Source organism: Sphingomonas sp. (assembly GCF_964263785.1).
Classification (GTDB): Bacteria; Pseudomonadota; Alphaproteobacteria; order Sphingomonadales; family Sphingomonadaceae; genus Sphingomonas.
In genome coordinates this window covers 36,015-53,947 of record NZ_CAXVWL010000124.1, presented here as the reverse complement: position 1 = coordinate 53,947, position 17,933 = coordinate 36,015, and the positions used below count along the sequence as shown (strand labels likewise).

Annotated in this window: 19 protein-coding genes; 4 read left to right on the top strand and 15 right to left on the bottom strand. The window is 67.3% G+C overall.

Going from position 1 to position 17,933, the window contains the following annotated elements:
* Positions 1-133: 133 nt before the first annotated feature.
* The 4 genes from ACE5C1_RS16430 to wecB all read right to left on the bottom strand — a co-directional run bounded on the left by ACE5C1_RS16430 (position 134) and on the right by wecB (position 3,815).
* Positions 134-358 carry a hypothetical protein gene (locus ACE5C1_RS16430; RefSeq protein ID WP_374945149.1) on the bottom strand — a complete coding sequence of 75 codons (225 nt, stop codon included), beginning with the start codon at positions 356-358 and terminating at the stop codon, positions 134-136.
* A 212-nt stretch (positions 359-570) separates the two neighbouring features.
* A complete protein-coding gene (locus ACE5C1_RS16425) occupies positions 571-1,332 on the bottom strand; it encodes a metallophosphoesterase family protein (RefSeq protein ID WP_374945148.1) in 762 nt (253 codons plus the stop codon).
* Positions 1,333-1,393: 61 nt separating this feature from the next.
* A complete protein-coding gene (gene wecC, locus ACE5C1_RS16420; protein ID WP_374945147.1) occupies positions 1,394-2,689 on the bottom strand; it encodes a UDP-N-acetyl-D-mannosamine dehydrogenase in 1,296 nt (431 codons plus the stop codon).
* Positions 2,673-3,815 (bottom strand): non-hydrolyzing UDP-N-acetylglucosamine 2-epimerase, encoded by a 1,143-nt coding sequence (wecB, locus tag ACE5C1_RS16415; protein WP_374945146.1) that lies wholly within the window; start codon positions 3,813-3,815, stop codon positions 2,673-2,675. The genes wecC and wecB overlap by 17 nt, the downstream gene beginning before the upstream one ends.
* Positions 3,816-3,932: 117 nt before the next feature.
* Between wecB and galU the strand changes: the two genes are divergently transcribed.
* Positions 3,933-4,799, top strand: coding sequence for a UTP--glucose-1-phosphate uridylyltransferase GalU (gene galU / locus ACE5C1_RS16410; protein WP_374945145.1), 867 nt, complete (start codon positions 3,933-3,935; stop codon positions 4,797-4,799).
* A gap of 228 nt (positions 4,800-5,027) precedes the next feature.
* Here galU and ACE5C1_RS16405 read toward each other — a convergent pair whose 3' ends face one another.
* The 7 genes from ACE5C1_RS16405 to ACE5C1_RS16375 form a co-directional block, all read right to left on the bottom strand.
* Positions 5,028-5,789, bottom strand: a complete 762-nt coding sequence (locus ACE5C1_RS16405) for a ThiF family adenylyltransferase (RefSeq protein ID WP_374945185.1) — start codon at positions 5,787-5,789, stop codon at positions 5,028-5,030.
* Positions 5,786-6,208: a hypothetical protein gene (locus tag ACE5C1_RS16400; RefSeq protein ID WP_374945144.1), complete on the bottom strand. Its 423-nt coding sequence runs from the start codon at positions 6,206-6,208 to the stop codon at positions 5,786-5,788. The genes ACE5C1_RS16405 and ACE5C1_RS16400 overlap by 4 nt, the downstream gene beginning before the upstream one ends.
* A complete protein-coding gene (gene dut / locus ACE5C1_RS16395) occupies positions 6,205-6,642 on the bottom strand; it encodes a dUTP diphosphatase (RefSeq protein ID WP_374945143.1) in 438 nt (145 codons plus the stop codon). The genes ACE5C1_RS16400 and dut overlap by 4 nt, the downstream gene beginning before the upstream one ends.
* Before the next feature lie 50 nt (positions 6,643-6,692).
* Entirely contained in the window at positions 6,693-7,868 is a 1,176-nt protein-coding gene (coaBC, locus tag ACE5C1_RS16390; RefSeq protein WP_374945142.1) for a bifunctional phosphopantothenoylcysteine decarboxylase/phosphopantothenate--cysteine ligase CoaBC, read from the bottom strand.
* Positions 7,865-8,983, bottom strand: coding sequence for a hypothetical protein (locus ACE5C1_RS16385; protein WP_374945141.1), 1,119 nt, complete (start codon positions 8,981-8,983; stop codon positions 7,865-7,867). The genes coaBC and ACE5C1_RS16385 overlap by 4 nt, the downstream gene beginning before the upstream one ends.
* 5 nt (positions 8,984-8,988) lie before the next feature.
* Positions 8,989-10,524 (bottom strand): 2-polyprenylphenol 6-hydroxylase, encoded by a 1,536-nt coding sequence (ubiB, locus tag ACE5C1_RS16380; protein WP_374945140.1) that lies wholly within the window; start codon positions 10,522-10,524, stop codon positions 8,989-8,991.
* Between the two features lie 148 nt (positions 10,525-10,672).
* Positions 10,673-11,404 carry a class I SAM-dependent methyltransferase gene (locus ACE5C1_RS16375; protein WP_374945139.1) on the bottom strand — a complete coding sequence of 244 codons (732 nt, stop codon included), beginning with the start codon at positions 11,402-11,404 and terminating at the stop codon, positions 10,673-10,675.
* A 156-nt stretch (positions 11,405-11,560) separates the two neighbouring features.
* On the opposite strand from ACE5C1_RS16375, the gene mutM reads away from it, so the two are divergent.
* The 3 genes from mutM to dnaA all read left to right on the top strand — a co-directional run bounded on the left by mutM (position 11,561) and on the right by dnaA (position 14,567).
* A complete protein-coding gene (gene mutM / locus ACE5C1_RS16370) occupies positions 11,561-12,376 on the top strand; it encodes a bifunctional DNA-formamidopyrimidine glycosylase/DNA-(apurinic or apyrimidinic site) lyase (RefSeq protein ID WP_374945138.1) in 816 nt (271 codons plus the stop codon).
* Positions 12,377-12,467: 91 nt separating this feature from the next.
* Positions 12,468-12,731: a 30S ribosomal protein S20 gene (rpsT, locus tag ACE5C1_RS16365; RefSeq protein ID WP_374945137.1), complete on the top strand. Its 264-nt coding sequence runs from the start codon at positions 12,468-12,470 to the stop codon at positions 12,729-12,731.
* 456 nt (positions 12,732-13,187) lie between these two features.
* Positions 13,188-14,567: a chromosomal replication initiator protein DnaA gene (gene dnaA, locus ACE5C1_RS16360; protein WP_374945136.1), complete on the top strand. Its 1,380-nt coding sequence runs from the start codon at positions 13,188-13,190 to the stop codon at positions 14,565-14,567.
* Positions 14,568-14,573: 6 nt separating this feature from the next.
* On the opposite strand, the gene ACE5C1_RS16355 is transcribed toward dnaA, so the two are convergent.
* The 4 genes from ACE5C1_RS16355 to secB are packed head-to-tail and all read right to left on the bottom strand — an operon-like array spanning position 14,574 to position 17,925.
* Positions 14,574-14,786, bottom strand: coding sequence for a hypothetical protein (locus ACE5C1_RS16355; RefSeq protein ID WP_374945135.1), 213 nt, complete (start codon positions 14,784-14,786; stop codon positions 14,574-14,576).
* Between the two features lie 43 nt (positions 14,787-14,829).
* Positions 14,830-15,849 carry a tryptophan--tRNA ligase gene (gene trpS / locus ACE5C1_RS16350; protein ID WP_374945134.1) on the bottom strand — a complete coding sequence of 340 codons (1,020 nt, stop codon included), beginning with the start codon at positions 15,847-15,849 and terminating at the stop codon, positions 14,830-14,832.
* A 10-nt stretch (positions 15,850-15,859) separates the two neighbouring features.
* The gene (gene murJ, locus ACE5C1_RS16345) at positions 15,860-17,425 is read right to left on the bottom strand and encodes a murein biosynthesis integral membrane protein MurJ (protein ID WP_374945133.1); all 1,566 of its coding nucleotides are present in this window, start codon (positions 17,423-17,425) and stop codon (positions 15,860-15,862) included.
* Positions 17,422-17,925, bottom strand: a complete 504-nt coding sequence (secB, locus tag ACE5C1_RS16340; RefSeq protein WP_374945132.1) for a protein-export chaperone SecB — start codon at positions 17,923-17,925, stop codon at positions 17,422-17,424. The genes murJ and secB overlap by 4 nt, the downstream gene beginning before the upstream one ends.
* Between the last annotated feature and the right edge of the window lie 8 nt (positions 17,926-17,933).

Below are 17,933 nucleotides of genomic sequence, written 5' to 3'. Positions count from 1 at the left end.
TAGGTGAGGACAGGGTTTTCTCAAAAAATCGTTCCAGCCAACTCGGCTACGCCTGCTCCGCAACCCCCACACATCGCAGGCAAAAAAATAGCGGCCCGAGGACCGCTATTTTCCCATGGCAGATGCCAACAGCTTACGGGCTGTCGGGGCTGTCGTTGTTGTCGGCGACGATGATGATGCCGGCAACCACTGCAGCTGCAGCGATGATGGCGATGATAATGCCGCCACCGGCGAGCTCGTTCTTCTTTGCAGTGGTCGTGCCGGCGCGAGCCGACTTGGCCACCGACAGGCTCGTTGCCGGATTCGCCGGAGCGGCCATAGCCGGAGCAACCGCCATCGTGGCGGCCGCGGCGGCCATGAGATACTTCCCAAGACGCATATGAAACTCCCTTCAGTGTCCGTCGATCGGAGCAATGCCACAATGCACGTGACCTTGCAACCGTTCCGCCCGACCGATCTGTTTGCATCGATCACTGTTGCGGCGATGCAACATACCGGTCGGCGTTGTCATATCAGCAAAGTGGTGAACGCAAAGTCTTATAATCGCTGCAATGCGGCGAGTTGGCGAAATTAGCCGGTATGAAGCTGCCAGCTGCGATCGGCTTCGAGCCCCAATGCGGTCAGCCGGCCAGTAGCATAGGCGCCGGTATCGATGCCGATCCGATGCGGGCGAAATTCAGCGTCATCGCTGATCGTATGGCCGTGGACGACGGTCTTGGCGAGTCGCCCGCGATGATCGAGAAAGGGGTCGCGAATCCAGCGAAGGTCCGCGCCGCGCTGATCCTCGAGCGCGCGATCGGGGTGAACGCCGGCATGGACGAAGGCGTAGTCGCCGATGACTTCCATGTCGCTGCCCGCGGCCAGCAATGCGCGGTGTGCCTCCGGAACGACTCGCTTCAGCGCTTCGGCCAATTCACCGTGATCCATCGTCTCATACGCCTCGGCCGTTATCCCGTAGCTGAGCGCGGTTTCGCGTCCGCCGATGCGGCAGAACAAACGCACCGCCTTCAGGTCACCGTCGAGCGCGGCCAGAAAGACTTCTTCGTGATTGCCCAACAGCAAGCGGACGTCGGGGCGACTGGCGCTAATTCGCCGCACCCGCTCGACGACGCCTGCCGAATCGGGTCCGCGATCGACAAGGTCGCCTAGAAAAACGATGGTCGTGGTGGCCGGGTCGTGCGCAGCATCATCGGCGTCGATCGCGCTCAGCAACTGGTCCAACAGGTCCAACCGGCCGTGAACGTCTCCGATCGCATAGACCCGCTCGCCCGGCGGGATCGCCGGGGCGGGTGGACTGGCAGCGGCACGGGTTCTCAGAAACTTGCGGAGCATGGCGCCATCGATGTCGGAATAGGTCCGATATAGGCACGGCATGTCCGACCCGCAACGGCGGCTAGCTGGCGAGCCGCAACCTTGGGTCCGGTGCGAAGGCGGGCTGGTCGGGCCAGATGCCTCGGGTGTCGAGCACCGCTTTGCCCAAGCGCTCCTGGAGCGGGATGGAGCGGAAGAGATCGTGATCGACCAGAACGATCATGATGCCGCAGGTCTCGATCGCGGTGTCGATGTCGATCAACTGCGCGTCGGTGCCGCCGAATGCGGCGGGCAGGGTGGCCGCATAAGGTTCGACGATGCGGACTCGCGCACCGAAGCGGCTGGCCAGCGCAGCGGCGACTTTGAGCGCGGGGCTTTCGCGAAAGTCGTCGATGTTGGCCTTGAACGCCAGCCCCATGCAGGCGACGGGGACGCCGGGCGCGGTCTCGATCATCGCGGCGGCTTGCGCGATGACATGGTCGATCTTGCCGTCGTTCACCTGCCGAGCGGTCCGGATCAGAGGCGTGTGTTTCGGGTCGGCGGCGACCAGGAACCACGGGTCGACCGCTATGCAATGGCCGCCGACGCCGGGACCGGGGGAAAGGATGTTGACGCGAGGGTGGCGGTTGGCGAGGCGGATCACCTCCCACACGTCGACGCCGAGTGTGTCCGCCACGAGGCTCAGTTCGTTGGCGAAGGCGATGTTGACGTCGCGAAACGCGTTCTCGGTCAGCTTGGTCATCTCCGCTGCCCTTGCGGTCGTGGTGACGCAGGCGCCGCGGACGAAGCGACGATAGAAGGCCAGCGCCTTGCGCGCGCATCGCGGGGTGATGCCGCCGATGACCCGATCGTTGTCGATGAGCTCGACCAGAATGCGGCCGGGCAGCACGCGTTCGGGGCAATAGGCGATGGCGATATCGGCTTGATCGCCTGTCCTGCCCGGCACGCGCAGATCGGGGCGGAGCACCGCGAGCAGGTCGCGGACCTGTTCGGTCGTGCCGACGGGGGAGGTCGATTCGAGGATGACGGTGTCGCCCGGCTTCAGCACCGCCGCGATGCTGGTCGCGGCCTGGAGGACATAGCCGATATTGGGCTGATGATCGTCCGCGAAGGGCGTCGGCACCGCGATGACGAAGACGTCGGCGGGGGCGACCTGGGTCGAGGCGCGCAGCGTGCCGCGCGCAACGACGCCCGAGACGAGGCCGTCGAGATCGACCTCCTCGATATGGACACGGCCCGAGTTGACGGTGTCGACGACCGATTCGGTCACGTCGACCCCAAGGACACGGGCACCGGTGCGCGCGATGATCGCCGCGGTGGGCAGGCCGATGTAGCCCAGCCCCATGACGACGACGTTCAGATCAGCGTCGGAAATCATCGGCGATCACGCCCCCTTTAACGATCTTGGCTATTCGTTCCGACGCATGGCCGTCGCCGAACGGATTGTGGGCGCGGGCCATGACGGCATGCGCTTCGCTATCATCGAGAAGGGTGAAGACTTCGGAAACGATACGATCTTCGTCCGTGCCGACCAGCTTCGCGGTGCCCGCGGCGACACCTTCGGGCCGTTCGGTAGTCTCGCGCATCACCAGGACAGGCTTGCCGAGCGCGGGAGCCTCCTCCTGCACGCCGCCCGAGTCGGTGAGGACAATGTCGCAGGCGGCGAGCGCGGCGACGAAGCCGGGGTAATCGAGCGGCGCGATCCGGGCGACGTTGGCGCAGTCGCCGAGCAGCTCGTCCATCACCGTGACGACGCTGGGGTTCGGGTGGACGGGAAAGACGATTCCCACATCCTCGCGCTCGGCGATCCTGCCGATGGCACGGGCGATGGCCTCCATGCCTCCGCCAAAATTCTCGCGGCGGTGTGTTGTGACCAGGACGATGCGCTTGCCTGCCATGCTTGTCAGAACCGGCGCGATCGAAACGGCGAGGGCGGGCTCGCCGGCGATGCGGTCGCGGGTCCAGTGAAGCGCGTCGATCACGGTGTTGCCGGTGACGTGGACGCTGGCCGGGTCGACGCCCTCGCGGATCAGCGCATCGGCCGCGGTCTGCGTCGGTGCGAAATGGTGGCGGGCGATCGGCGCAACGATGCGGCGGTTCACCTCCTCGGGCCAGGGATGGTAGATGTCGCCCGAGCGCAGCCCCGCTTCGACGTGGGCGACGGGGATGCGCCGGTAGTAGGCGGCCAGCGCGCCGGTCATCGCCGTGGCGGTGTCGCCCTGGACCAGCACGGTGTCCGGGCGCTCGGCGCCGATGGCTTCGCCGATGCCGACGAGCAGGCGCGCGGTCAGCCGGTCGAGCGACTGGCCCGGCTCCATGATGTCGAGGTCGCGGTCGGGCACCAGACCGGCGATGCCGAGCACCTGATCGAGCAGGCCGCGGTGCTGCGCGGTGACGCAGGTGCGCACCCGGATGCCGTCGGTCGCAGCCAGCGCGCGGACGACCGGAAAGAGCTTGATCGCTTCGGGGCGAGTGCCGAAGACGACGAGGACGGTGTGAGCCATGCCGCCACGATAGCGGGCGATGCTTACCGCCGCGCTAACCGTCCCGATTGCAACCGATGCAAAGGTCGGGCTTTAGGCGGCGGGCAACGGCGCAAACGCCAAAAGGGATTTTCGACGATGACGATCAAGCGCCTGCGCAAGGCTGTTTTCCCGGTCGCCGGGCTCGGCACCCGCTTCCTGCCCGCGACCAAGGCGATGCCCAAGGAGATGCTGACCGTCGTCGACAAGCCGCTGATCCAATATGCGGTCGAAGAGGCGCTGGAAGCGGGGATCGAGCAGATCATCTTCGTCACGGGCCGCGGAAAGTCTTCTCTCGAGGACCATTTCGACATCTCCTACGAGCTCGAGGCGACGATGCGTGCCCGCGGCAAGTCGATCGAGATCATCGAATCGATCCGCCAGAGGCCGGGATCGCCGGTGTACGTCCGTCAGCAGGAGCCGCTGGGTCTCGGCCATGCCGTCTGGTGCGCGCGCGAGATCGTCGGGGACGAGCCGTTCGCGGTGCTGCTTCCCGACGAGCTAATGGTCGGGGGCTTCATGAAGCAGATGGCCGAGGCCTATGCGAAGACCGGCGGCAACGTCATCGGCGCGCTGGAAGTGCCCGACAGCGAAACCGACAAATACGGTGTCATCTCGCCCGGCGGGCGCTTCGACGATCGCACGGTCGAGGTGACTGCGCTGGTCGAGAAGCCCAAGCTCGGCACCGCGCCGTCGAACCTTATGATTCCCGGGCGGTACATCCTCCAGCCCGAGGTGATGCGTATCCTGGAGCGTCAGGAAAAGGGCGCGGGCGGCGAAATTCAGCTGACCGATGCGATGGCGCAGCTGATCGGGGTGCAGCCCTTCCATGCCTTCACCTTCGATGGCGAACGCTACGATTGCGGCGACAAGGCGGGGTATATACAAGCGAACCTGGCGCTGGCGCTGGCGCGGGACGACATCGGGCCCGCCGTGCGGGATTTCGCGCGAGGGTTGCTAGGATAAGCCATCCGTTGCACGCGTATTCGGCGGAGGACGTTGACACTCGTTGACGCGTGCAGCCGCATCGCGTGACGCGGCGTCAACCCCAAGACGTTGACACTGGTTGACACGTGCACGTGGGTTGATCGTCGCCGATCGTTTCCGTTTCCGCACTGATGAGAAAGAGCGTGAGAGTTCGCGGCCTGGCAGCGCGACGGTTTCGCATGGCCGATCGTTGTAGGACAGCGTTTCTCAGTTACCCGCGTTGCCGCACGACCGGCACCCCGGATCCTTGGGCAGGCGGATCGTCCTGAACCGTAGCGCGAGGAGGTCGACGAGCAGCAGATTACCCGCGGGATCGTCGCCGAACGGCGCGATGGCGCGAAGGACTTCCAGCGCGGCGAGGCTGCCCAGTACACCCGCGACCGGGCCCAGGATGCCACTTTCGGCGCAGCTGACGCCTTCGCGCATCGGCGAATCGCCGACGAAGCAGCGGTAGCAGGGCTTGGCCGCCTCCCAGCCGCGATAAACGCCGAGCTGCCCTTCGAACTGGTCGACCGCCGCCGAGACGAGCGGCACGCGCGCGGCATATGCGGCGTCGGCGATCGTCAAGCGGGTCGCAAAATTATCGCAGCCGTCGAGGACCACGTCGATGCCGGCCAGCGCGCCTGCGATGTTGTCAGCGTCGAGGCGCATCGTTCGCGATTCTACGGCGATGTGCGGGTTGATCGCGGCGGCGCGGCGAGCGGCCGCTTCGGCTTTGCCCTGACCTGCGTCTTCGCTGGCGAAGATTGTCTGGCGCTGGAGGTTAGACGGTTCGACCACGTCGTCGTCGAAGATCAGCATCCGCCCGATGCCTGCGGCTGCGAGATACTGGATGGCGGGCGAGCCAATGCCGCCCGCCCCCACGATTGCCACCGATGCCGCCTTCAATCGCATCTGCCCGGCGCCGCCGAACTCGCGGAGAACGATGTGGCGGGCGTAGCGATCGAGTTCGGAGTCGGAGAGCGTCAGTTCGTCCATGCGAAGGTCAGCGACGTCTTCAGCCAGATATCGGCCAAGATGCCTGCGGCATCGACGTTGTCGCGCGTCGTGCGCGACATCAAACCGACTGCGAACTGCTCGACGGTAGGACAGTCGATCGCGCGCGGGATGATTTGCCGCGCGCGGCCGTCGGCGCCGACGAGCGCCGCCATGTCGACGCGCAATGCCCACCCATCGGCGGTTCGGGTGGTCGCGGCGCAGCGGCCCGCCTGGGTTTCGCTGCGGACATAGACCGACACGCCGGGATCGGGTCGTGGCGGGGCGACGAAACGCAGCGGCGCCAGCCTGGACCAGTCCTGTGGCGGGCGCGGGGCGACCGGAGTCGCCGCCGAGGGAGTGGCGGGTGGCGCCCCCAAGACTTGCGCCAGCACGAGGAGTGCCGCGATCATCGCCCGGTCGATCCGAACCCGCCGTCGCCGCGCACGGTGTCGTCGAGCGTCGCGACCTCATCGAATGCCGCGCGCAGCACGGGGGCGGGAACCAGTTGGGCAATGCGCTCGCCGCGGACGACCTGGAATGCCTCGTCGCCCAGATTCGCCAGGATGATCTTGACCTCGCCGCGATAGTCGCTGTCGATCGTGCCGGGGGTGTTGAGGCAGGTGATGCCATGTTTGAGCGCGAGGCCGGAGCGCGGGCGGACCTGCACCTCGTAACCTTCGGGGATGGCGATCGCAAAGCCGGTAGCGACCGGGTGGCGCTGTCCGGGCTGGAGAACCAGCGCCTCCGCGGCGACGATGTCCATTCCCGCGGCGCCTTCGGTCGCGTAGGCCGGACGCGGCAGGCCTTCGCCGTGGGCCAGGCGCTTGATGGCGATGCGGATCATGCGGCTGTTCTAGCGCGCTACGACGGCGACGGGAACAGGTGGCAAGCGTTTCACCCCAGCCGGTCCGCGATCCGTCGCGCCAGCGCCTGCGCGACCGCGTCCTTGGAGGCGCGCGGCCAATCCTCGACGCCGTCGGCGGTGACGAGGTGAACGGTGTTGGCCGCGCTGCCGAAGACGCCGGCCGATACGTCGTTGGCGACGATCCAGTCGACGCCCTTGCGCGCGCGCTTGGCGGTGGCATGCGCGACGACCTGTTCGGTTTCCGCCGCGAAGCCGACCAGCAGCTGGGGGCGGTGGTCGCTGCGTGCGAGGTCTGCCAGAATGTCGGGGTTCTCGACGAAGGTCAGTGCGGGCGGAGCGTCACCCTTTTTGACCTTCTGCGCGGCGGCGTCGACTCGCCAGTCGGCGACTGCGGCGACCATGACCGCGACGTCGGCGGGCAGGGAGGCGTCGACAGCGGCGGCCATTTCGCGCGCGGTCTCGACGTCGATCCGGTCGACTCCGGGCGGTGTGTCCAGCGTTACCGGCCCGGCAACCAGCGTCACGCGTGCGCCCAGCTCGGCGAGAGCACGGGCGACCGCGAAACCCTGGCGGCCCGAGGAGCGGTTGGCTATGTAGCGGACGGGGTCGATCGGCTCGTGCGTCGGCCCCGCGGTAACGAGTGCGTGGCGGCCCGCCAGCTGCTTGTCCGCGGCACCGAGCTCGCGGTCGATCGCGTTCGCAATCGCTTCGGGTTCGGGCAGGCGGCCGGCGCCGTACTCGCCGCACGCCATCGCACCCTCGTCGGGTTCGAGCACGCGCACGCCATCGGCGCGCAGTTGCGCCACGTTGCGGCGGGTGGCGGGATGGCTCCACATGCGGACGTTCATCGCGGGAGCGGCGAGCACGGGCTTGTCGGTGGCGAGCAGCAGGGTGGTGGCGAGGTCGTCGGCGATGCCTGCCGCCATTCGCGCCAGCAGGTCGGCCGTGGCGGGCGCGACAACGACCAGATCGGCTTCGCGGCTGAGCTGGATGTGGCCCATCTCGGCCTCGTCCTTCAGGTCCCACAATGTCGTGTAGACCTTGTCCTCGCTGAGCGCCGCCAGTGTCATCGGGGTGACGAAATGCGTGCCGCCCGCGGTCAGGACGCAGCGGACCGCGTGGCCGCGTTTCCTCAGCAGGCGGATCAACTCGCAGGCCTTGTACGCCGCGATGCCGCCACCGACGATCAGCAGGATGCGCTTCATCGCACGACCCTCTTTACCGTGATCCGGCGTCGGTCGAGCGCCGCTGCGAGCAGGTCGCGAAGCGCATCGGGGGCAAAGGCGAGCCCGACCAGCAGGGTCGGCGCGACGAGCAGCCCCCAATAATAGGTATCGACTCGCCCCGCGACGCCGAGCAGCGCGGCATAAAGGGCGAAGACGGTGACCGCACGCAGCGCCAGCGGCTCGCGCCACGCCGCCCATCCTGCAAGCGCCAGCCCCACCAGCGGCGCGGCGAGCCACAACGGCGCTTGCGTCAGCGCGGTCGTGATCGTCATCGTGCGCACGAAGAAGCCGAAGCCCATCATGCCCGCCCATCCGGGGGAGGCAGGATCGAGCGGTTCGACAACCTGCGCCACCGCATGCGCGTGCGCGGCGACGGCGAGCGCGAGAACGCCGAGCGTGGCGGCCCAGCCAGCGCTTTCACGCCGGTGCCCCTCGGCAAAGGCCAAGCAGGCCATTGCCGCGACGTAGAGCGCAGCGGTCTCGCGGACCAGCATCGCGGCCAGGCCGAGCGCGGCGGCCTCGATCCAGCGGCCGGGCATGCGCACCGCAAGCGACAGCGCGATCAGCAGCCCGGCCCAGAGCTCATGGAAGGCGATCAGGCTCGGCTGGACGAACATCACCAGGCCACCCGCGAGCAGCACCATCGCGACGATCCGCGGCGGCGCGCGCGCGAACGCGGGCTTCAGCCGCGCGTGCCAGGCGACCGCGACCGCAATGCACAAGGTCCAGAGCAGCGCCAGCACCGCGGCGGGAGGCAGCAGCGCCTGCACGGCGGCGAGCGTCGGCAGGCGAAAGGTCACGAACGGCTTCAACGGGTAATTGCCGCCGCGCAGCGCCGCTGCGGCAACGGTGTAATAGTCGCCGCCGTGACGCATGCTCTCGACGATGCCCTCGTAGAGGACGACGTCGGCGTGATCGTCGGCGCGCTGGGCGGCATCGCCGCTGGCGGCGGGTGGCGCGGGCGTGTCGAACGCCAGGGATGTGGCGGCGAGCAGCAGCGCGATCAATGCCAGCGCGATGCGGGCGCCGGTGTGGGACAGCGTCGCGAACCGGGTCGGCCGCGCGAGCCACAGCGGGGTTTGCAGGCGCCGCATGCGCGTCAGCGCAGCGCCAGCAGGGTCGCGACGACGCTGGCCGCCGCGGTCAGCACCGCGACCGCCGCATAGCGCCAGCCGCCACCGATCCGCACGATCTCGATGTCCGCGAGCGGCGGGGCAGGGGGCTCGCCGCCGGGTGCGGGGTAGCGGGCCTCGATCCGACGGACGAGCTCGGGCAGGCCGGCGAGCGTCTTCACGTCGGCGATCAGGCGATCGGCGAGCGCCGCCTCGGGGCCAAGCTCGGTACGGATCCACTCGCGTACGAAGGGCGCGGCGGCGTCCCACAGGTTGATGTCGGGATCGAGGCTGGTCGCGACGCCCTCGACCATGACCATCGTCTTCTGGAGCAGCAGCAGATGCGGCTGGGTCACCATGTCGAAATCGCGGGTGATCGAGAACAGGCTGTCGAGCATGGTGCCGATCGACATGTCCTTGACCGCAAGCCCGCGCATCGGCTCGCCGACCGCGCGCAAGGCAGTGGCGAATTCGGAGACATTGTGGTGGCTGGGGACGTAGCCCGCCTCGAAATGGATTTCGGCGACGCGTTTGTAGTTGCCGGTGATGAGGCCGTAGAGGATTTCGGCGAGCCAGACGCGCGCGCGCCGGTCGATCCGCCCCATGATGCCGAAGTCGATCGCGGCGATCTTGTCGCCGGGGAGTGCGAACAGGTTCCCCTGATGCAGATCGGCGTGGAAGAACCCTTCCGCGATCGCCTGGCGCAGGAACGCCTGGATCAGCGTGCGCGCCAATCTGGGCATGTCGAAACCGGCCGCGACCAGCGCGGGGCGGTCCGCCAGCTTTATGCCGTCGATCCACGCGATCGTCAGCACCTTGGCGGTCGAGCGCTGCCAGTCGACCGCGGGGACGACGAAATCGGGCTCGGCCGTCATCGATTCGGCGAGTTCGGAGGCGGAGGCCGCCTCGCGGCGGAAGTTCAGTTCGCGCAAGGTCCAGCGCCGGAAGTTCTCGACGGTCAGACGCGGGCGCAGGCGGCGGGCTTCGGGGCTGAGCGCCTCCAGTTGCGCGGCGGCCCATTGATAGGTGTCGATGGCGCGCGCGAACTCCTCCTCGACGTGCGGGCGAAGCACCTTGATCGCGACGTCTCGGCCGTCGGTCGTGACCGCGCGGTGAACCTGCGCGATCGAGGCGGCGCCGACGGGCGTCTCGTCGATGCGGGCGAAGAGCGCTGCCGGATCACGGCCGAAGCTCGCCTGCAACGCGGCATGGATCGTCGCATACGGAACCGGCGGCAGGTCGTCCTGGAGGCGCATGAGATCGTGCGCCGCGTCTTCGCCGACCAGGTCTGGGCGAGTGGCGAGCGTCTGGCCCAGCTTGATCGCGGCTGGGCCGATCGCCTGGAATGCATCGGCGTAGCGCGGGACCTTCGGCACCCGCGCGCCGACCCGCGCCAAGCGGACGAGACGGCGGATCGCGGCGGGCGTGCTGGGATCGCGCTCGATCCCGGTCAGCGCGCCGTGACGCGCGAGGATGCGGCCCCATTTGAGGAGACGCGCGACGTGGACGACGGGGGCGGTCACAAAGAAATCCTCCCCCGCAGAGGGAGGGGGACCGCGCCCGCAGAGCGCGGTGGAGGGGGAATGCCGCGAGCGATTCGCGTACGGCGATCCCCTCTCACCGGCTTCGCTGGTCCCCCTCCCCCTGCGGGGGAGGAATTATGCGTCGCCATCAAATCTTCCACCCGGAATGGATCGCGACGAGGCCGCCGAGCAAGGACTCGACGCGGGTGTTGATGAAGCCTGCGTCGCGGATCATCCCCTCGAACGCCGGCATGTCGGGGAAGCGCTCGATCGATTCGATCAAGTAGCGATAGCTGTCGCTGTCGCCGGCGAGCAGTGTGCCGAGCTGGGGGACTGCCTTGCGCGAGTAGAGGGCGTAGGCGTCCTTGAAGCCGGGCCACTGGGTGGTCGAGAATTCGAGGCAGAAGAAGCGGCCGCCGCGGCGGAGCACCCGGTGCGCTTCGCGGAGCGCGGCGGCGATGTCGGTCACGTTCCGGATGCCGAAGGCGATCGTGTAGGCGTCGAAGAAACGGTCGGGGAAGGCGAGGGTCTCCGCGTTCGCCTCGGTCCAGACCAGGCCGTCGATGCCGCGCTTCGCCGCGCGTTCGATGCCGACCTCCAGCATCGCGGGGTTGATGTCGGCGACGGTGATCGCGGCTCCGCTCGCGGCCATGCGGAATGCGATGTCGCCGGTGCCGCCCGCCATGTCGAGGATCTGTTCCCCCTCGCGCGGCTTTACCCGGCGGACGAAGCGGTCCTTCCACAGGCGGTGCATGCCCCCCGACATCGCATCGTTCATCAGGTCGTAGCTGGCGGCGACGCTGGTGAAGACGCCGCCGACGCGGGCGGTCTTCTCGGCGGGGGCCACGTCTTCGTGGCCAAAGGAGACGGTTTCGCTCATGGCCGCGGCTCTAGCCCGCCCTTGTGACTGCGGCAAACCGAACCTAGTTCGCGTCTTGAAGGCGGTGCCGGCCCGCTCCCCCACCCGGCCACCCAGTCAGGATACTCTGTGGGTGGCCGGGTGGCGGAGCGGGCCGGCACCGCGGCTAGGATCAGGATGCCCGAACTCCCCGAAGTCGAGACCACCGTTCGCGGCCTGACCCCGGTGCTGGCCGGGCAGCGGCTCGTCACGGTCGAGCCGCGCCGCGCCGACCTGCGCAAGGCGATTCCGGTCGACCTGCGCCGACGGATGACGGGTGCGACGGTGACCGCGCTCGGGCGACGTGCGAAATACGGAACGATCGCCACCGATCGCGGCGACACGATGATCTTCCATCTCGGCATGTCGGGACGCTGGCGAGTCGATCCGAGCGAGCCGTTGGCGCACGACCATCTGTTGATCGAGACGGGGGTGGGGCGCAGCGTCGTCCTCAACGATCCGCGGCGATTCGGCTTTCTCGATCTGTGTCGCACCGACGACATCCACACCTATCCGCCGTTCGCGGCAATGGGACCGGAGCCGCTCGGGCCGGCGTTGACGGGTGCCTACCTGCTGGACGCGCTGGCAGGGCGGAGTGCACCGATAAAGGCAATGCTGCTCGACCAGCGGATCGTGGCAGGACTGGGCAATATCTATGTCTGTGAAGCGCTCCATATGGCGCGGATTGCGCCGTCGCGGGCGGCAGGGCGGATCGCGCTGGTCAGGCTGGAGCGATTGGTCGCAGCGATCCACGCGGTACTGATGGCAGCGATCGAGGCGGGGGGCTCGACCTTACGCGACTTTGCCGCGCCGGACGGGGAGTTGGGGTATTTCAGCAAGCAGTTCCTGGCTTACGGCCGCGAGGGCGAGGCGTGCGATTGCGGCGGTGTGGTCAAGCGGCGGGTCGAATCGGGCCGATCGACGTTCTGGTGCCCGGCGTGCCAGCGTGGTTGACCGGTTTGCGCAACTCGTTTAGGGGCAGCGCCTTCGAGAGGGTGTAGGCATCTGCCTCACGCCCCCAATTCTTTTGCATTCAGAGGGCTTCATGGCGAACACGCCGCAGGCGAAAAAGCGTATCCGTCGCAACGACCGTCGCGCGGAAGTGAACGGCAACCGGGTCGGCCGCATCCGTACCTTCGTCAAGAAGGTCGAAGCGGCATTGGCTTCGGGCGACAAGGCAGCGGCCAGCACCGCGCTTGCGGCGGTTCAGCCCGAGCTGATGCGCGGCGTCGCCAAGGGCGTGCTCCACAAGAACACCGCCAGCCGCAAGTTCGCGCGGCTGACCAAGCGGTTGACCTCACTGGCATAAGCTGGGTGGCGTAGGCCGCCCATCGGACGTTTCCAGAAGGCCCGCCGGGAGGACTCCCGGCGGGCCTTTTCGCGTGTGCGCTGCAGCATCCGGGCGGCATACAAGCAGTGTCGGTGGAACGGATCGGGACCGCTGTTCGGGACTCACGGATTCCTCGCGATTCGGGTAGTGCATCTCCGCCCAAGGCGCAAACCCTATATAGTTTTCAAGAGCTTATGAGATAGTTTGACGGGATTCCGCGGTCGCGATGCTGTCAATGGGGATATGACATTTTTGTTTCCTTGATCGACTCGGCGGTCCGCTCCTAACTGTTCCTTGCGGGGTCGGTGACCATCGACCCGTTCATAGCGATTGGTATCTGCGCAAGGTGGCATGGCCGCCTATCGGGGGCGTTCGACCATCGGAGATCAACAGGTCCGTTGCGCGATCACGCGGGCGGAAGACGGAGAGGTGTGCGTGACGGATTGGCAGGCAGGATCGGGTGCAGCGAGCGAGGCCGCGAAGGCCTGGGCCCGCGTGCGCGCCTCCTTGCGCGAGTCTGCGGGCGCTCGGGTCTTCGATCAATGGCTGAAACCCATGGCGCTGATCGACAGCGGCGACGCCGATGCGGTGCGGCTCGCGCTGCCGTCGGCGTTCATGACCAATTGGGTGCGCAACCATTATGCAGACCGGCTTGCGCTGGAGTTCCGTGCAATCCTGCCGCACGTGCGCTCGGTTTCGATCGAGACTCGGGTGGTCGGCCCCGAGCCGACGGTGATCGTCGCCGAACTGTCTCATTTGCCGCCGCTGCGAAACGAGGCGCCGGTTGACCTCGAGCGGCCGCCGCTCGACACGCGCTTCACCTTCGATGCGTTCGTGGTCGATACGTCGAACCGGGTGGCGTTCAACGCCGCGCGCGCGATGGCGGAGGCGGGCGCGCCGCGGTTCAGCCCGCTGTTCCTCCATTCGGGGACGGGGCAGGGCAAGACCCACCTGATGCATGCGGTCGGCCATGCATTCCTGGCGACTCATCCGAATTCGCGCGTGCTGTGCATGTCGGCCGAGCGGTTCATGTACGATTTCGTCTCGGCGATGCGCGCGCGCGATACCTTTGCGTTCAAGGCGCGGCTGCGCGGGTGCGACCTGCTGCTGATCGACGACCTGCAATTCATCGCCGGCAAGGATGCGACCCAGGAGGAGTTCTTCCACACCCTCAACGAGGTGATGGGCGCGGGCAAGCGCGTGGTCATCACTGCGGATCGCTGCCCGCAGGCGCTTGACGGCGTCGAGCCCAGGATCGTGTCGCGGCTGGGCGGCGGGCTGGTCGCGGACATCAAGCCGCCCGAGCTGCCGCTGCGCCGCGCGATTCTCGACCGCAAGTGCGAACGGGCCGGCATCGCGGTGCCTGTGGACGTGCGCGATCTGCTGGCGGCGCGTATTCACGCCAACATCCGCGAGCTGGAGGGCGCACTCAATCGGGTCGTCGCCTATGCGCAACTGACCGGCGCGACGATCGACCTCGATTTTGCGATGGCCACGCTGGGCGACACGCTCAAGGGCGCACAGCGGCGGGTGACGATCGACGATATCCAGAAGCGGGTGGCCGACCATTTCGAGATGAAGCCGCTCGACATGATATCGGCGCGTCGCTCGCGCGCAGTGGCCCGGCCGCGGCAGATCGCGATGTATCTGGCCAAGCGGCTGACGACGCGCTCGCTGCCCGAGATTGGGCGCAAGTTCGGCGGCCGCGATCATTCGACCGTGATCCATGCGGTGAAGCGGATCGAGGCGCTGCGCGACACCGACCGGGATGTGGATGCGGCGGTGCGGGTTTTGTTGAGCGAGCTGGGGGGCTGAAGCCACTCAGTCCGAAAATCTGACGCCGCTGATCGATCCGACGGGCGCATAGAATTCGACCGGCGTGTCGGCGTCGATCGTCATCCGCGCGATGCCCGGCTCGGGCTCGTCGATTGTTTTCAGATGTTCCCATTCGGGAAAGCATGAAGCCAGGATGGCGACCTTACGGTGCTGGGCAAGGCCTTTGCTGGCGATGGCGATGATCGGGTTCTGAGCCATGCTGCGTCTCCAACGTTGGAACGCGATTATGCCGCCTGTCCGATTACACCTGCAACCCCATCGCACGCTGTGCCGCCAACAGCGTCGGAGCCGCCACATCGCGCGCCCTCGCGGCGCCCTTCTCCAGCACCCTCGCCACCGCCGCGCGATCGTCGAGCAGCCTTGTCATGCGGTCGCGGATAGGACCGAGCGTCGCAATCGCGAGATCGGCGAGGACAGGTTTGAATGCGCCGAAGCCTTGGCCAGCGAAGCGCACCAGCACCGCGTCGACGGGTTCGCCCGCTAGCGCGGCGTAGATCGTCACCAGATTGCGCGCCTCGGGGCGTTCGTTCAGGCCTTCCAGACGGTCCGGCAATTCCCCCGCATCGCTCTTTGCCTTGCGGAATTTCAGTGCGATCGCGTCGTTGCTGTCGATCAGATTGATGCGCGACGCGTCCGACGGGTCGGATTTCGACATCTTCGCGGTGCCGTCGCGCAGGCTCATGATCCGCGGTGCAGCGGGGGAGATGAAGGGTTCAGGCAAGGTGAACAGATCGACGCCGAAGTCGGTGTTGAATTTGGCGGCAATGTCGCGAGCGAGCTCGAGATGCTGTTTCTGGTCGTCGCCGACGGGCACGTGCGTGGCCCCATAGGCGAGCACGTCCGCCGCCTGGAGGACGGGATAGGTGAACAGCCCGACGCTGGCGCCTTCGCGGTTCTTGCCCGCCTTGTCCTTCCACTGGGTCATGCGGTTCAGCCAGCCCATGCGCGCGGTGCCGGCGAGCAGCCACTGGAGTTCGGCGTGCGCGGGAACGCGCGCCTGGTTGAACAGCGTCGAGCGTTCCGGATCGATGCCGGATGCGAGCAGTGCTGCCGCCATCTCGATCGTGTTGGCGCCGAGCGTCGCGGGATCGACGGCAACGGTGATCGCGTGGAGATCGGCCAGGAAGAACAGGCAGTCGCCGTCCGCCTGCATCTGGTCCTGCCCGAAGGAGTCTTGAAGGGCCACCCATTGCCGGATCGCGCCGAGGTAATTGCCGAGGTGCAGATTGCCGGTGGGCTGGATGCCGGAGACGACGCGCATTCGTGGGGTCCTAGGATCGGCGGCGCACCAGCGCCCGTATGTCGGCGACGCGAAAGGCTCCGGTCGCGAAGGTCGCCGCCGCATAGACGACCCCGCCGGTCGCGACCAGCGTCCCCATCGCACCCCAGCGCTGGATGGAGGGACCGGCGACATAAGGCTGGAACAAGTCGTTCAGCCACCACATCACTGCGCCCATGATGACCGCGGCCAGCGCGAGGCGCCAGACCCGGCGCTTCAGCCGTGCGTCCGGGGTGAATTGTCCGCGTTTGGAGAGTGTGCGGTAGAGGAGGGCGACGTTGAGCGTGCTCGCCAGCGCGGTCGCCAGCGGCGGGCCCATGTGCTGGAGCGGCACGATCAGCACGAGATTGAGCAAGAGGTTCGCGACCATCGAAATCGTCGCATACCGTACCGGCGTTCGCGTGTCGGAGCGGGCATAATAGCCCGGCGTCAGGACCTTGACGAGGATATAGGACGGCAGACCGACCGAGAAGGCGGCGAGCGCCTGCGCAGTAGCGGCGGCATCGGCGGCGGTGAAATGGCCGTGGCGGAACAGCGCGCCGACGATCGGAACGCCGCAGACGATCAGCGCGGCGGTGGCTGGGAGCGTGAGGAACAGGGCCAGTTCCAGGCCACGATTCTGCGTCTCCATTGCGCCCTTCTCGTCACCGCGGCCGAGCGCCTGGCTGATCGTCGGCAGGAGCACGGTGCCGAGACCGATGCCGATTAAGCCGAGCGGCAGCTGGTTCAGCCGGTCGGCGAAATAGATGTACGAGACCGAGCCCGAGGGCAGCAACGTCGCGGCCAGCGCGGTCGAGACGACAAGGTTGATCTGCACCGCGCCGGTGCCGGCGGCGGCAGGCCAGACGAGTTTGAGCAGACGCTTTACGTCGGCGTTGAGCCGGGGAGCCTTTATGCGCAGACGCACGCCCGAGCGGCGGCAGGCATGGGCGAGCCAGCCGAGCTGGAGCACGCCCGACACCGTCACCGCGATTGCCTGATTGCGTGCGGTGAGCATCGGCGCATGATTATGGAACAGGAGCAATGCCGCGATCAGCGTCGCGTTGAGGAGGATCGGGGCGGCTGCATTGACCCAGAATTTGTGCAGCGAATTGAGGATGCCGCCGAGCAGCGAGACGAGACTGATGAGCAGCAGATAGGGGATCGTCAGCCGAGACAGTGTGACCGCGAAGGCAAACTTCTCACCATCCGCCGCATGGAAGCCGCCCGACAAGGCCCAGGTGATCGGCCAGGCGGCCACTTCCATCACCGCGATCATGACGATCAGTGCAGGGAGAAGCACCGACAGCGCGTCCTCGGCGAAGGCGATGCCGTCGCTCAGCCCGCGGCCGCCAGGGGCGGCGACCTTGCGGTTGAACATCGGGATGAAGGCGGCCGAGAAGGCGCCTTCCGCGAACAGTGCGCGGAACATGTTGGGCAGGCGGAATGCGATCAGGAACGCGTCGGACGCGAAGCCCGCGCCGACAAAGGTCGCGAACAGCGAATCGCGAACCAGCCCGAGCACGCGGCTGGCGAGCGTCAGCCCCCCGACCGAGCCGAGCGCGCGGGCAAGGTTCATGCCTGCCCGATGTCTCCGGTCGGCTGTTGCCCGGCGGCGTCCTGCTGCTGGATGTACAGCTGGCTGAAGTCGATCGGCTCGAGGAGCAGCGGCGGGAAACCGCCATCGCGCACCGCGTCCGCCAGCACCCGGCGGGCGAAGGGAAACAGCAGGCGCGGGCCTTCTCCGAGCAGGAAAGGCTGGACATGCTCGTCGGGAACGTTGCGCAGCCCGAAGAGCCCAGCATAGGTCAGGTCGACGATGAAGGCGACGGTGCCCTCGATCTCGGCACGGACCTCGATCTTGAGGATGACCTCATGAACCTCGTCGCCGATCTGCCCTGCGCCGATGTTGAACTGGACGTCGATCCCGGGCGCGTTCTGGTTCTGGTAGATCGCGGGTGCGTTGGGGTTCTCGAACGACAGGTCCTTGACATATTGCGAGATCAGCCCGGCGGCAGGCGCGGTGTCGGCCCCATTTGCGAGCGGCTGCGCTGGGGGCTGGTTGTCCTGACCGTCCATGAAATCTT